14 protein-coding genes are annotated in these 13,556 nt (G+C 45.3%); 7 read left to right on the forward strand and 7 right to left on the reverse strand.

Features of this window, described 5'->3' with window-relative positions:
* Window positions 1-6: 6 nt before the first annotated feature.
* The 4 genes from F8R13_RS05565 (at window position 7) to F8R13_RS05580 (ending at window position 3,847) form a co-directional block, all read left to right on the forward strand.
* Window positions 7-597, forward strand: coding sequence for an isochorismatase family protein (locus F8R13_RS05565; protein WP_152832422.1), 591 nt, complete (start codon window positions 7-9; stop codon window positions 595-597).
* Window positions 598-611: 14 nt separating this feature from the next.
* Entirely contained in the window at window positions 612-1,829 is a 1,218-nt protein-coding gene (locus F8R13_RS05570) for an MFS transporter (protein ID WP_152832424.1), read from the forward strand.
* Window positions 1,830-1,933: 104 nt separating this feature from the next.
* Window positions 1,934-2,806, forward strand: coding sequence for a tetratricopeptide repeat protein (locus F8R13_RS05575; protein WP_152832426.1), 873 nt, complete (start codon window positions 1,934-1,936; stop codon window positions 2,804-2,806).
* Window positions 2,807-3,061: 255 nt separating this feature from the next.
* Window positions 3,062-3,847, forward strand: coding sequence for a class III extradiol ring-cleavage dioxygenase (locus F8R13_RS05580; protein WP_152832428.1), 786 nt, complete (start codon window positions 3,062-3,064; stop codon window positions 3,845-3,847).
* Window positions 3,848-3,857: 10 nt separating this feature from the next.
* Here F8R13_RS05580 and F8R13_RS05585 read toward each other — a convergent pair whose 3' ends face one another.
* From F8R13_RS05585 to F8R13_RS05615, 7 genes are all read right to left on the reverse strand, one after another.
* A complete protein-coding gene (locus F8R13_RS05585; protein WP_152832430.1) occupies window positions 3,858-4,286 on the reverse strand; it encodes a tautomerase family protein in 429 nt (142 codons plus the stop codon).
* A gap of 96 nt (window positions 4,287-4,382) precedes the next feature.
* Window positions 4,383-5,771 carry a tRNA uridine-5-carboxymethylaminomethyl(34) synthesis GTPase MnmE gene (gene mnmE, locus F8R13_RS05590; protein WP_152832432.1) on the reverse strand — a complete coding sequence of 463 codons (1,389 nt, stop codon included), beginning with the start codon at window positions 5,769-5,771 and terminating at the stop codon, window positions 4,383-4,385.
* 92 nt (window positions 5,772-5,863) lie between these two features.
* On the reverse strand, window positions 5,864-6,208 hold the full coding sequence (locus F8R13_RS05595) for a hypothetical protein (RefSeq protein ID WP_152832435.1): 345 nt from the start codon (window positions 6,206-6,208) through the stop codon (window positions 5,864-5,866).
* Window positions 6,209-6,220: 12 nt separating this feature from the next.
* Window positions 6,221-7,879 (reverse strand): membrane protein insertase YidC, encoded by a 1,659-nt coding sequence (gene yidC / locus F8R13_RS05600; RefSeq protein ID WP_152832437.1) that lies wholly within the window; start codon window positions 7,877-7,879, stop codon window positions 6,221-6,223.
* A gap of 69 nt (window positions 7,880-7,948) precedes the next feature.
* Window positions 7,949-8,530: a ribonuclease P protein component gene (rnpA, locus tag F8R13_RS05605; RefSeq protein WP_152832439.1), complete on the reverse strand. Its 582-nt coding sequence runs from the start codon at window positions 8,528-8,530 to the stop codon at window positions 7,949-7,951.
* 10 nt (window positions 8,531-8,540) lie between these two features.
* Entirely contained in the window at window positions 8,541-8,675 is a 135-nt protein-coding gene (rpmH, locus tag F8R13_RS05610) for a 50S ribosomal protein L34 (protein ID WP_024852172.1), read from the reverse strand.
* Window positions 8,676-8,870: 195 nt separating this feature from the next.
* On the reverse strand, window positions 8,871-9,176 hold the full coding sequence (locus F8R13_RS05615) for an MGMT family protein (protein ID WP_152832441.1): 306 nt from the start codon (window positions 9,174-9,176) through the stop codon (window positions 8,871-8,873).
* Between the two features lie 122 nt (window positions 9,177-9,298).
* On the opposite strand from F8R13_RS05615, the gene F8R13_RS05620 reads away from it, so the two are divergent.
* The 3 genes from F8R13_RS05620 (at window position 9,299) to dnaN (ending at window position 13,498) form a co-directional block, all read left to right on the forward strand.
* Window positions 9,299-10,081, forward strand: a complete 783-nt coding sequence (locus F8R13_RS05620; RefSeq protein ID WP_152832444.1) for a sulfite exporter TauE/SafE family protein — start codon at window positions 9,299-9,301, stop codon at window positions 10,079-10,081.
* 558 nt (window positions 10,082-10,639) lie between these two features.
* Window positions 10,640-12,013: a chromosomal replication initiator protein DnaA gene (gene dnaA, locus F8R13_RS05625; protein ID WP_152832446.1), complete on the forward strand. Its 1,374-nt coding sequence runs from the start codon at window positions 10,640-10,642 to the stop codon at window positions 12,011-12,013.
* 378 nt (window positions 12,014-12,391) lie between these two features.
* Window positions 12,392-13,498, forward strand: coding sequence for a DNA polymerase III subunit beta (dnaN, locus tag F8R13_RS05630; RefSeq protein ID WP_152832448.1), 1,107 nt, complete (start codon window positions 12,392-12,394; stop codon window positions 13,496-13,498).
* Window positions 13,499-13,556: the final 58 nt, after the last annotated feature.

Below are 13,556 nucleotides of genomic sequence, written 5' to 3' on the forward strand. Positions count from 1 at the left end.
CTGACCATGATTACGGCACTTGATAAACACACCGCTTTGGTACTGATCGATTTACAACAGGGCATCTTACAAACGGCGTCCAAGACACCCCTCCAACCGGGCATGAGCAGTGTCGCCGAGGCGCTGGAAAATACCAGTGCATTGATTAACGCTTTTCGCAAAAACGAACTGCCGATCATCATTGTCAACGTCAACAGCTATGGACAACCCTGGACCAAAACCCGTAAAGACCATGCGATCAGCAGTACTCAACCGCCAAGCGAAGACTACCTAAAAATCGTCGATGAAATCGAAACTTCGGAAAACGATATTTTCATCACCAAGCATTCCTGGAGTGCGTTTTTCAACACTGGATTACATGAAGTGTTGCAACAACGGAAAGTGACCAATATTGTCCTTGGCGGCGTTGCCACCAGCATTGGCGTGGAAGGCACTGCACGTGATGCCAACGTACTTGGTTACAACCTGAGTTTTGCGATAGATGCCATGTCTGACTTCACACAGGAAGCGCATCAACATACGGTAACGCGCATCTTTCCCCGCATCGGAGAAGTCGGTACAACTCAAGAGATAATCGATAAACTCCCCACGCTATAACTGAGATTTACCACATGGAAATCGCCACTTTTCGTGCTTTCAAAAGTCGAAACTATCGCTTGTTTTTTGGTGGACAATCCATCTCTTTGATGGGAACCTGGATTCAACGAACGGCGGTTTATTGGCTGGTTTACATCGAAACGCACTCTGCATTCATGGTGGGTTTTGCCGTTTTCGTCACGCAGTTTCCATCCTTTTTATTTGGGTTGTTTGGCGGTGCTGTCGCTGATAAATACAATCGGTACCAGGTCTTGCTCGTCACCCAAATTGCTTCCATGCTACAAGCATCCGCAATGACTTTTGTTGTACTTTTCACAAACTACACCATCACCGAGATTTTACTATTGGGCTTTGTGCTAGGCGTCATCAATGCCTTTGATGTTCCCGCTCGCCAGTCTCTTGTACAGTTTATGGTAGACAACCCTGATGATTTGGGGAATGCGATTGCGCTGAACTCTTCAATGGTCAACTTGGCGCGGCTCGCTGGTCCGGCAATCGCAGGTATTTTGTTGGACAGCCTTGGTGCAGGCATCTGTTTTTTAATTAATGCCTTAAGCTTCGTTGCCGTCTTGGGTTCATTGATGTTAATGAAATTACCGCCTTCCATTCCTCAATTAAAAACACAAAAAATGCTGAAGAGTCTTGGTGAGGGGTTTAACTATGTTCGCGCAAACCCTTTGCTCGCCAACTTGATTCTGTTACTCGCCTTAATGAGTTTTTTTGTGCTTCCCGCTCTGTCACTCCTACCTGTCATTGCAAAAGAAACCTTTGAGGGTACAGCAGAAACTTTCGGTTATTTATTGAGTTTTGTCGGTGTGGGATCGTTAATTGGTACACTATTTTTGGCTTCGCTAAACACGGCATCCAATCGCCAAACCATTTTGATATTGGGCATGGCAGTGATTAGTTTCGGGCTGATTGCCTTTTCTTTAACGTCTAACCTGATGGTTGCCTTTGTGTTCGCCACAATAAGCGGTTTTGGCATTATGATTTTAACGACTCTAACCAACACACTATTACAAACGACTTCCTCCATCGAAATGCGTGGGCGGGTGATCAGCTATTTCGCCATGGCATTTTTTGGGATGCAGCCCATAGGCGCTCTTTTGGCCGGAGCGGTTTCGCACGGTATCGGCGCACAACATACCATTATGATTGAGGGCATTATCGCTGCTTTACTCATGCTGATATTCGCTCCTAGACTCAAAAAACGTCCCGTCGCTGCTACCTGAAACAGGTCATGCGAAGGGGTTATAATAACCATAACAAACCCTTATCCAACTGATTTCCAGTCGACGATATAATGTTCTCATCTTACATTTTCGGGGTGATCGCCATGAGCCAATATAACGCTTACATTTTTGAAGTATCGGAAAACAACTTCGACCAACTGGTTTTAGAGAATTCGCACAAACTACCGGTTTTCGTCGAGTTCATGGACCCAAGTATCGGTACTTGTATCACGATGGAGCGTGTACTCGCTTCATTGGCAAAGACCTATAGCGGACAATTCATTTTCGCCACACTGGATGTCAGCATGTATCCAGATATATCGGAACGTTTTGATGTGAACAATGTGCCATCACTATTGATCTTCAATGGCGGCCTGCTCTCGCGAACAGAAGTAGGGTTGATGGAAGAAGCCGAACTGGTGGCATTGTTGCGAGAATCTGGCGTCTACAAAGAATCGGACGATATGCGTGCCCAAGCACGTGAAAAGCACCTCGCCGGCGACACGACTGCCGCGATTCAACTGTTGACTGAAGCGATTCAGAAAGACCCGGGCAATACGCTGGTAGCAATGGATATGATTCAAGTCATGCTGGACATCGACTTTTTGGATCAAGCTGTTGCGCTGTTCAATAAACTACCGAATGCCGATAAGGAATCCGATACCGGTCGCAGCCTGATCGGGCAAATCACCTTCAAACAGCTGGCAGCAAAGACGGAAGGCAAAACCGCTTTACTGGAGCGTTTATCACACAATTTACATGACCACGACGCGCGTTTTGACTTGGCGCTTTGTTTGGTGGCGGAACACAATTATCCCCAGGCCATGGAAAATCTCTTTGAGGTTTTGGTGGAAGAACCTGACTATAAACAGGGAGCGGCACAGGAAATGATTATCAGCCTAATCAATATGCTGGAGTCGAATGAGCCGGAAATGGCACAGGCATTTCGCCGCCGATTGGGATCGATGTTGAGTTAAACCTATCCGCCAGGAAAGAAACCAAGTGGCAAATTATAAACTGGTCGGTAACTATCGCATTCCTTTCTATGCTGGCGCTGGTTCGGAGTTACCCGACCAACTGTATTCCTAGTTTAAAGCCGATATCCAATCAAGTTAGAATAACCTCATCTTTTCACGCTTTAGTCACCCTTAAACAAGTACAAAGCATTGTGATCTTCAGGACAATTTATTTAAGATAGATGTCTCTATCATTCCCTAAATAAGGAGGGCACGATGAATGCATCTACCAAAGCCCCCGTAATGTTTGTCAGCCACGGCGCGCCAACCTACGCACTTCACCCGGGGCAAGCCGGCGCAACACTGAAAACGGCCTTGCCGGATTTCACCTCAGTGAAAGGCATTATCCTACTGTCTGCGCATTGGATTTCCCGTGGGCAAGAAGTCATGGCTGCCGCACACCCTGACACCCTCTACGATTTCGGCGGGTTTCCCGACGAACTCTATCAGATCGAATACCCGGCTCCGGGTGACCCCAACCTGGCAGAAAAAGTTGCCCACTTGATGAATGATGCCGGGCTGAACGCACACTTAAATCCGGCCAGAGGATTCGATCACGGCGCATGGGTACCGATGATGCATCTTTTCCCAAATGCCGATATGCCTATCGTGCAAGTCTCCATCAACTACAACCTTTCGCACCCTGAATTATTTCAAGTCGGTAAAGCACTTGCACCCTTGCGTGAAGAAGGCTATGCCATCATCGGCTCCGGCAGCCTGACGCATAATCTGCGCGATGTGCGCTGGGATGAAACCGATCCCTTACCTTATGTGCTACGCTTTCAGCAAGACATTAAACACCGTTTGCAAAATCGGGATTTCGACACCTTGGTGAACCATGCGGAACGCATTGGCGACTTTACGAAAGCCCACCCGACAGACGATCACTATTTGCCTTTGGTGATTGCATTAGGGGCGGTTGAAGAAACCGATCACTTTCGTGTTTTAGAAGGGGGCATTGAATTTGGCGCCTTGTCCATGGACTCTTATTTGTGGCATTAACCTGCGGACGTTAACTGAGTAACTTTCTCAAATTCGCCATGGAATAAATTTGCCCGGCACCGCCCCAATTACCTTCCTCGACTTCATGAATCATCACCCAGACCCGGGCGGCATTGAGCATGTTCTTGTCTGAACCTTCCAAATCGAGCACGGCATCAGTGAGTTGACGCGTCAACATCTCTTTCTTTTCCGCGGTGAGTGTGTTGGCAAAAACGGTGACATCAAACCGGTAATGAGGGTGTGATTGATGACCTTCTCCGCCAATAAAAAAAGCGTTTTGGGGATGTGTCTGCAAATATGTCCAAGTCAAACGGCGGGCTTTAGGGTTCGCCGCCATCCCCTCCAAACTGAGCAGAATATCGGTCGTCTGCTGTGCAAGCTGCGCCTGTTGTGCGTCAGCTAAAGCATTTTCAGGTAAGGTAATTTGGATTAAAGGCATGACTGACTCCCACTAACTGTTTTGAATAGCTTACACCAAACAGATGACGAAAAGGTGACTGAGGAAAGACGCTCCCCCAACCTGGTAGATTTTTAGCTATTTTCCGATGCAGAAAGACGTAAAGATTCTGCCTAGCAAATCATCAGAGGTGAATTGCCCGGTGATTTCTGACAAGGCGTTTTGCGCTTGGCGCAGGTCTTCCGCTAGCAATTCGCCGGCAGCGAAACTCTGCAACTGTTGCTGACCGGTTTCGACAAACTGTAATGCCGTCTGCAAAGCTTCCAAATGACGTTTACGCGCCATAAAAACGCCTTCTTCCGTTTGGGCAAAGCCCATCACCGTTTTCAGGTGTTGTTTGAGCAAATCAATGCCGAGTTTTTGCTTGGCGGACAACCAAACAACGGTTTCTTCATGCCCCATCAGGCGCATGGCATCGCCTTGTTCATCGGTGGATTGCAATTTAGGTTCCAAGCCAATCAAATCAATCTTATTACGGATAAGGGTCAAAGGAATACGCTTAGGCAGTTTATCGAGAATCGCCTGATCTTCAGGGTCAATCTCTTCTCCAGCTTGAACCACCACCAAAATACGGTCAGCTTCTTCTATCGCCGCCCAAGCGCGTTGGATGCCGATTTGCTCCACCTGATCGGTCGCTTCACGCAATCCTGCGGTATCCAGCACGTGTAAAGGCATGCCGTCAATTTGGATTTCTTCACGCACAATGTCGCGCGTTGTACCAGCAATATCGGTGACAATCGCAGACTCTTTGCCCGACAAGGCATTCAATAAACTCGATTTTCCAGCATTCGGGCGCCCGAGAATCACCACAGACATCCCTTCGCGTAGCAATACACCTTGTTGTGCAGAATGGAAAACACGGTGTAATTGATCGAGGATGTGTTGCAGTTGACCGGCGACTTTTCCATCGGATAAAAAGTCGATTTCCTCTTCGGGAAAATCAATCGCCGCCTCGACATAAATACGCAACTGAATAAGCTGTTCCACCAAGTCGGTAACTTGTGCTGAAAACTCACCTTGCAACGAACGCAATGCCGATTTGGCGGCTTGTTGGGAAGACGCGTCAATCAAATCGGCAATGGCTTCGGCCTGTGCCAGATCAAGCTTGTCGTTCAAAAATGCCTGTTTTGAAAACTCGCCCGGCTCTGCCAAACGCGCACCCAAGGCAACCACACGTTCCAATAACCATTGCAACACCACCGGGCCGCCATGACCTTGGAGTTCCAGCACATCTTCGCCGGTAAAGGAGTGAGGGTTCGGAAAAAACAAGGCAATACCCTGATCCAAAGCTTTACCGTTTTCATCCAAAAAGTCGCCGTAATGCGCATAACGCGGTTTGGGCGTTTTGCCCAACATGGCTTCGGCAATGGACAAGGCTTTTGAACCAGACACGCGCACAATCCCCACCCCTCCACGACCGGGTGCGGTAGCAATCGCTGCAATGGTGTCTTGATTGGATAGATGCATATTGAGTTCGGTTAAGAGAATGGGTTAATTATATTTCACTCAAACAAAAATCGCCCGAATTCGGGCGATTTTAATTTGGCAAACCATCAGCATTAAGCGACGATTTGATATTCCGTGGTTTCAAAATCGGACATGAATGACTTCTCTTTGTACAAAGCCAAAGTCTTTTCTAACTTTTTCTTTGACTTGAAAGTCATTTCTTCTGCTTCGCCGTTTGCCTTGAAGCTCAATACATAAAGTGTTTGGGCTTCCGGCTTACCTGCCGGTTTAGCAGACTCCGTTTTTTCAACATTCGCAGCCGCCTGACCAGCAGTCACAATCGGCAAATAACCCTCTGCCGTTTTGTAACATACAGGTTGCATGCCATCCATTACCTTGTATTCGGCTTTGCCGTACATTGGATCGTCTAATCCCAATCTTTCATAAGATAATTGCATTTTGTATTCCTTTTACTTCTCTTCGCCTGCCGCAATCTTCTTGGTGATATACCACTGTTGGGCAACCGATAATACGTTGTTGACTACCCAGTACAGAACCAAACCGGCCGGGAAGAACATGAAGAAGACGGTAAAGATAAACGGTAGCAGTTTCATTACTTTTTGCTGCATTTCGTCCATCATCGCCGATGGGTTCAATCTCTGTTGCACCCACATGGAAATACCCATCAATACCGGAAGGATGTAATACGGATCTTTTGCTGACAAGTCTTGAATCCATAGCATCCATGGCGCCTGACGCATTTCCGCCGAGTAAAGCAATACCCAGTAAAGCGCGATGAACACTGGCATCTGTACCAAAATCGGCAAACACCCCCCCAGAGGGTTGATCTTCTCTTCTTTGTACAAAGCCATCAATTTTTGCTGGAAGATAACCTTGTCATCACCATAGTTTTCTTTCAGTTGTTGCATTTTAGGCTGGAACTTCTTCAAACGCGCCATAGAGCGGTAAGAGGTTTCCGATAGCTTATAGAAAAGCGCTTTAATCAAAATCGTCAAGAAGATAATCGACCAACCCCAGTTGCCAACTACGCTGTGGATTTTCTCCAATAACCAGAAAATAGGCTTAGCGATAATGGTCAACACGCCATAATCAACCGTCAGCTCCAATCCCGGTGCAATATTTTTCAATTTATCTTGGATAATCGGACCAACATAAAGCTGTGTGCTCAAGTCAGCAGACTGTCCCGGCTTGATTTGCACCATCGGCTCAACAACACCCACTGAGTAATCATCATGCCCTAGAGACTTCGCATAAAAGCTGTTTTGCGCTTTTTGATTTGGAATCACTGCTGAAATGAAATAATGCTGAATCATTGCACCCCAACCGCCAGTTGCAGTCTGACCATTCACTGGTTGCGTTTTCAAATCTTCAAACTTGTGTTTGTTGTATTTGTTTTCTGCATTACCGTCATACAAAACCGGTCCCGTATAGGTATACATCATACGGTTATGGTATGGGTCATTTGAGCTGCGCTTGATTTGTGAATACAGGCTTCCAGACCAAGGTTCACCTGATAGGTTCTCGACTTTATAGTCGACTTTAATCAAGTAGCTACCTTTTTCGAAAGTATAGGTCTTGGTGACTTTAATACCGTCTTTTTCCCATACCATCGGCACAGTAAGCGTTTTGCCAGTCATCTCGTAATCTGTTTTCGCAACCTGATAAACCGACTTATGGTTCGGAGCAGGTAGTTTGGCATTCGCTTGCGTAGCAATACCGTTTTGCGCGATATAGAACAGATTACCCTTGTCACTCATTAATTTGAATGGCTTGCTGTGATCGTCCTGTGCGGCATATTTCAATAAATAAACGTCACGGATGTCACCGCCGTCAGTATCCAACGTTATGTTATAAACGTCTGTTTTGACCTTAACGCGTTGACCGGTAGGCAAAGCCATTTTAGTCGCTGGCACTTCACCACCTTTGGTAGCAGGCACTTCGTTTGGCGCGGCGATTTGATTTGCGGTTGGCACACCGTTATCGGATGCTTGTTGAGTTTGCTGTATCGCAGCTGGCTGTGATTTTGCGTGTTGGAATTGCGTCCATTGCAACCAGATCCACAAAAGGGTGAAGGCTAAGGCTAACCACCAAAAAGATCGCATGTTCATTTTAGTTTTTTCCTGTTTGTCTTGCGTCTATGACTTATTAAATTTTAGTATTAGGTATTCTGTGCAGCACTAACCTTTCGGTTCATGTTTCTTCCTACTGTCGTTCGCAGGAGGTCGGCGTTTTGGAGCCGGACGAATTACGCCATCTTTTAGTCCGCTGCTGCTGATTTTGCGGATTAAATGCATAAAACTTTTGTTCAAGGTCACGTTATCAATTTCTTGCATGCCGCGACGACTCAAAACCACAATATCATACCCGCTTAATGCCTGTTTATGTTGACGAAATAGCTCTCTTGCCAATCTTTTTATTCGATTTCGCCAAACCGCTCTATTCAGTTGCTTTTTGGCAATTGCCAAACCCATACGGGGATAAGGTTTCTGATTAGGGCGAACGATAAGTGTCCAATGACGATTGGCAAACTTTTCTGCATCGGCAAAGACATGTTGAAAGTCTTTTGGCGTCAACAAACGAAATGCTTTGGGAAAAGTATTTAACGAGAGGTCAAACAGGGCTGGGTTATTTAGGTTTTGCAGATCTTGTTCGGAAAGGGTTTCCGAATCCTCTGGAGGGGGGAAATTTTGATGAGTTAAACCTTGTGGTTCGTCCGAATCAGTATTTAACTCATCAGAATTATGTCGCTTTTCAATCATTCAAAAATGATTACACAGTCAAACGCTTACGTCCTTTTGCACGACGAGCCGCCAAAACTTTACGGCCGTTCTTAGTCGCCATGCGAGCACGGAAACCATGAGTACGAGCGCGTTTGATAACACTTGGTTGGAATGTACGTTTCATGATTCAAAAATCCTATCAATTAATTCTTTCGAAAAGAATCGCGCATTATAGTGGAAACAAATTCAAAACACAATAGTCGATTGTGTCATCTTTACGGTTTATTTGCCTTTTTGACTGAAAAATAGAAGTTACCAATGGAATCAAAAGGTTATTTCCTTTCCAGTTGCGCTTTATCCTAGCTTTTCCCGGACAAATTCATTGGAAGGCATCATATAAACGATCTTTGAATGCCTTGATTTTGCCTTGCTCTACTTCAATCCCTTCGGCTTTCAATCGGGCGACCTTTTCGGCTTGACCAAATGCAAACCCTCCCAATGAGCCATCAACATTCACAACACGGTGGCATGGCACCTTCGGTGCATAAGGGTTTCGGTTCATTGCCCCACCGACAGCCCGATAAGCTTTGGTTCCAAGGGCTTCGGCAATGGCCTTATAAGTAGTGACCTTTCCTTTAGGGACTTGCTTGAGCAGTTCATAGCAGCGTTCATCAAATGATTTCATTTTTTGACTCCCTATATATATAAGTCATGATGACATTTTACGCTTTCGGACATGAGTTAGTAACTCAAACCTTTATCGATACTTTAAAATAGTGACATCAAATTTGACCGGAACGCGAGTATATGGAATTTCTAATTTATATTGTAACGGGAGCCTTTGTCGGTTTTTTTGCTGGGCTATTGGGGATCGGCGGTGGGCTGATTCTGGTACCGGTGCTGACCACCGTGTTTGCCGCCTACATGCAAAGTGACCACTTGGTTCATATCGCAATAGGAACGTCCCTGGCAACCATTCTTGTCACTTCCATTGCTTCTGTGATGGCACATCATAAACATGATGCGGTACGTTGGGACTTGTTTAAAACCTTGGCACCTGGCATTTTCATCGGCGGCCTGCTTGGCGGCTGGATATCGCAGTTCATGGACGCTTCGGTGTTGTCAAAAGTCTTTGCAGTTCTCGCGACCCTCATTGCATTGAAGATGCTGCTGGACATCCAACCTAGCCCTCATAGAGAAATGCCGGGCACGGTTGGTAGAAGCATTGCGGGCGCATTGATTGGCGGTTTTTCAACACTGGTGGGGATTGGCGGCGGTGCACTCAATACACCTTATATGTCTTGGCACAATGTTCCTATCAAACAGGCTATTGCCACTTCTTCAGCCTGTAGTCTTCCCGTTGCCGTTTCCGGAACCATTGGATTCATGATTGCAGGATGGGGTGCGTCCAATTTACCGGCATATTCAACTGGTTTTGTTTATTGGCCTGCATTTTTAGGCATCGTGATCGCCAGTTTTTTCACTGCTCCCTTAGGCGCCCGTATGACCCATAAATTACCGGTCAAACGACTGAAAAAAATCTTCGGATTACTTTTAATTATCTTAGCCATAAAAATGTTTTGGCATTAAATTTTAATTTAATTTCAAATTTAACAAAAAACTATTTATTTTCAATAAGTTAAGCAGTCAATTTTTAGGGTTATCCACAAGCTTTTTCCACAAGTTATCCACAGGCAGGGACTGTTTTTTAAAGTTATACACAGCTATAATGATTTCCGTGTTCAAAACACGCTGGTTTCAAACGCTGTTTAAGCGATTTTTTTATCCCTGTTTAACAGGTGATTGCCTAAAAATTGAAACCAGCAAAATAAGAAGAAACAAAATAAAACAGAGAGCTCCTGACAGGCTCCTTTTTGAATTAACGAAGACCCTTGCTTGTATGCCGCTGCGCATCGCCCAATATCAGGTTTGCTGTTGATTCATAGATTGCACAAACGTTTGATGCAATCCATTTTCGTCACTTCGCAGTTTCAGAAGTGCGCTCAATACCACTTAACACAGACTAACCCATGCACAGAGACGCTTGCCACTTAAGTGTGGTCGGGTTTTCTATGCGCTAATAGATACAAAAAATACGTTAGAAATGCTTTTTCGCCTTTCTACAAAGTATTGAAAAGGTAGGATATTTTGACAACACCTCTCTGGCCGCAAGTGCTTAAGCAATTGCAAAACGTTTTAACGGACCAACAGCTTTACACTTGGATCAATCCGTTACAAGCCGTTGAAGATCGAGAAGTATTACGCTTGATTGCGCCCTCTGGATTTATTCTGGATTGGGTCAACAAACATCTTCTATCTCAAATCGAACATGCCATTTCGCTGGTATCGCCGGTCAACACGCCACGTGTTGCACTAGAGGCAGGTGAATACGCCATTGAAAGCCTGAACGTGGCTGAAGACACTTCCGTTCCGCAACCCTTAAGAGCACCGTCAAAGCCTAAATCTGATACCCAATCAGATGATACAACTACCAAAACCATCCAGCACAACTTAAACCCTCATTTCACTTTTGACTCATTTGTCCAAGGTAAAGCCAACCAACTGGCCGCGGCCGCAGCGCGACAAGTAGCTGAAAATCCAGGCGGAAGTTACAATCCGTTCTTTATCTATGGTGGTGTAGGTCTGGGTAAAACGCATTTGATGCACTCCATCGGCAATGAACTGATTCGCAAAAACCCGAAAGCGCGTGTCGTCTATCTGCATTCCGAGCGTTTTGTTGCCGATATGGTCAATGCCCTTAGACATAACAAAATAGACGACTTCAAACGTTTTTACCGTTCATTGGACGCGCTACTAATTGATGATATTCAATTCTTTGCCAACAAAGAACAGTCTCAAGAAGAATTTTTCCACACCTTCAATACTCTACTAGAAGGCAACAAACAGGTTATCCTAACCAGTGACCGTTTTCCGAAGGAAGTAGACGGGTTGGAAGACCGCTTGAAATCACGATTCGGCTGGGGTTTAACCATCGCGGTAGAACCACCGGAGTTTGAAATGCGCGTTGCTATCCTGATGAAAAAGGCATCTGAATTTGGCTTTATCCTACCGGACGAAGTCGCCTTCTTTATCGCCAAACGCCTTAGAGGCAATGTCCGTGATTTGGAAGGTGCATTGAAGCGTGTAGGGGCTTTCGCTCAATTTACTCAACAAATGATCAGCGTCGAAATCGCTAAAGAAGCTTTGAAGGACTTGCTGGCGCTACAGCAAAAAATGGTGACGCTACCTAACATCCAAAAGACGGTTGCAGATTTCTACAAAGTACGTGTCGCGGATCTTTTATCCAAAAAACGTTCACGCAATATTGCTCGCCCTCGCCAAATGGCAATGGCGATTTCAAAAGAGCTGACAACGCATAGCTTACCGGAAATTGGCGATGCTTTTGGTGGGCGCGATCACACCACTGTATTGCATGCCGTACGTAAGATGAAAGAGCTGAGAGAATTGGATCATCGTATGGATGAAGATTTCAGTTCTTTGGTAAGAATCATCACGAATTAACAAGACTTAAATAAAACTGTGAATTTGTGATGAATTCTTTGCAAGAAAGCATAGGAATTCAAAAATATTTTGGCATAATAATGAAAAGTCGATACTGGATAATTTATTTTGGTTCTGGCAACGTAAAATTTGTTTTCAGCGAGGCGGAATTTTGAAGTGATATTGAAATATCACAAAAAACTCTAACGAAGCTGAAAGAAATTTTACGCCGCTCCTCCGGATGTGCCGCTAAGCCAGCATCTTCGGTGTTGTGGATTTTGGCAAAGATATTTCTTTACCTGCAATCCACGCCTAGAACCTGCCAGCTTAGCGAGCTCACAGAATCTAAAATAAATTATCCAGTATCGACTTTGTTGAGGAACCTAAATAGGAAACAGGATGAAAATCAGTCTATCGCGAGAAAACCTTTTAAAAGTCCTTCAAACGGTAGGAGGGGTTGTTGAAAAACGCCAGACCATGCCGATCTTGGGAAATATCTTATTCCAAATCAACCAAAACACCCTTACTGTTACCGCATCCGATTTAGAAATCGAAACGCGAGCGTCTACAGAACTGGAAACCAGTGATGGCGATTTCGACGTCACTCTACCTGCCATCAAACTCATCAGCATTGTTCGCTCTTTACCAGACGGCTTGACTGTCGTGCTGGAATTTGAAGATATGCGCTGCAAACTTTCTGCTGGACGCTCAAACTTCAAACTGTCGACGCTGCCTGCTGACGACTTCCCAACCATTGATTTAACGCAAGCAGAACTGTCTTTCTCTATGCAGCAACATCAGTTGAAGCAATTGATTCACAACACTGCATTTGCAATGGCGAGCCAAGATGTCCGCTTCTACCTGAATGGTATGCTATTTGACATCAGCCACCAGACTTTACGGGTAGTGGCAACTGACGGTCACCGTTTGTCGACTTGTTCAACCCTATTGGAAACAGAAGGTTTGACAGCGACTCAAGCAATTTTGCCGCGTAAAGGGGTTTTGGAACTGCAAAAACTGATCGGTGATGACGACAGCTTGATTTCTTTCTCTTTGGCGAAAAACTATTTGACGGTTCAGTTCGAAGAAACCGTATTCACCTGTAAGCTAGTCGATGGTCGATTCCCGGATTTCAAACGTGTTATTCCACAACATAATGACCAATTGGTACAAACCGACCGTGAAGTGCTTCGTAGTATCCTTCAGCGTTCGGCGATTTTGTCGAATGATAAATTCAAAGGCATTCGTTTGTCTCTGGCACCAAACCTATTGGCGGTTCATGCACAGAACTCCGATCAAGACGAATCACACGAAGATATGGCTATTGATTACCAAGGCACACAAATGGAAATCGGGTTTAACGTGAACTACCTGATTGATGTTCTCAACTCAATGCACGAACAAACCGTTACGTTATACTTGAAAGATGCCAATAGCAGCTGCATGGTCGAAACACAAAACGAAGCTTGTCATTGTCAGCATGTCATCATGCCAATGCGCCTGTAGTCCTTTTGAAGCAAACGAGCGGGTTCTCTCAATGCCCGCTCGTCATGTCCACTATCTC

Origin of the sequence: Hydrogenovibrio sp. JE_KL2 (assembly GCF_009296185.1) — a bacterium.
GTDB lineage: Bacteria > Pseudomonadota > Gammaproteobacteria > Thiomicrospirales > Thiomicrospiraceae > Hydrogenovibrio.

Bases quoted from the DNA above. Each gene is read 5' to 3' on its own strand.
- F8R13_RS05565 (WP_152832422.1), top strand. From the start codon at position 7: ATGATTACGGCACTTGATAAACACACCGCTTTGGTACTGATCGATTTA.
- F8R13_RS05585 (WP_152832430.1), bottom strand. From the start codon at position 4,286: ATGCCTTTAATCCAAATTACCTTACCTGAAAATGCTTTAGCTGACGCA.
- rpmH (WP_024852172.1), bottom strand. From the start codon at position 8,675: ATGAAACGTACATTCCAACCAAGTGTTATCAAACGCGCTCGTACTCAT.
- dnaN (WP_152832448.1), top strand. From the start codon at position 12,392: ATGAAAATCAGTCTATCGCGAGAAAACCTTTTAAAAGTCCTTCAAACG.
- F8R13_RS05580 (WP_152832428.1), top strand. From the start codon at position 3,062: ATGAATGCATCTACCAAAGCCCCCGTAATGTTTGTCAGCCACGGCGCG.
- F8R13_RS05615 (WP_152832441.1), bottom strand. From the start codon at position 9,176: ATGAAATCATTTGATGAACGCTGCTATGAACTGCTCAAGCAAGTCCCT.
- F8R13_RS05575 (WP_152832426.1), top strand. From the start codon at position 1,934: ATGAGCCAATATAACGCTTACATTTTTGAAGTATCGGAAAACAACTTC.
- F8R13_RS05620 (WP_152832444.1), top strand. From the start codon at position 9,299: ATGGAATTTCTAATTTATATTGTAACGGGAGCCTTTGTCGGTTTTTTT.
- yidC (WP_152832437.1), bottom strand. From the start codon at position 7,879: ATGAACATGCGATCTTTTTGGTGGTTAGCCTTAGCCTTCACCCTTTTG.
- mnmE (WP_152832432.1), bottom strand. From the start codon at position 5,771: ATGCATCTATCCAATCAAGACACCATTGCAGCGATTGCTACCGCACCC.
- F8R13_RS05595 (WP_152832435.1), bottom strand. From the start codon at position 6,208: ATGCAATTATCTTATGAAAGATTGGGATTAGACGATCCAATGTACGGC.
- F8R13_RS05570 (WP_152832424.1), top strand. From the start codon at position 612: ATGGAAATCGCCACTTTTCGTGCTTTCAAAAGTCGAAACTATCGCTTG.
- rnpA (WP_152832439.1), bottom strand. From the start codon at position 8,530: ATGATTGAAAAGCGACATAATTCTGATGAGTTAAATACTGATTCGGAC.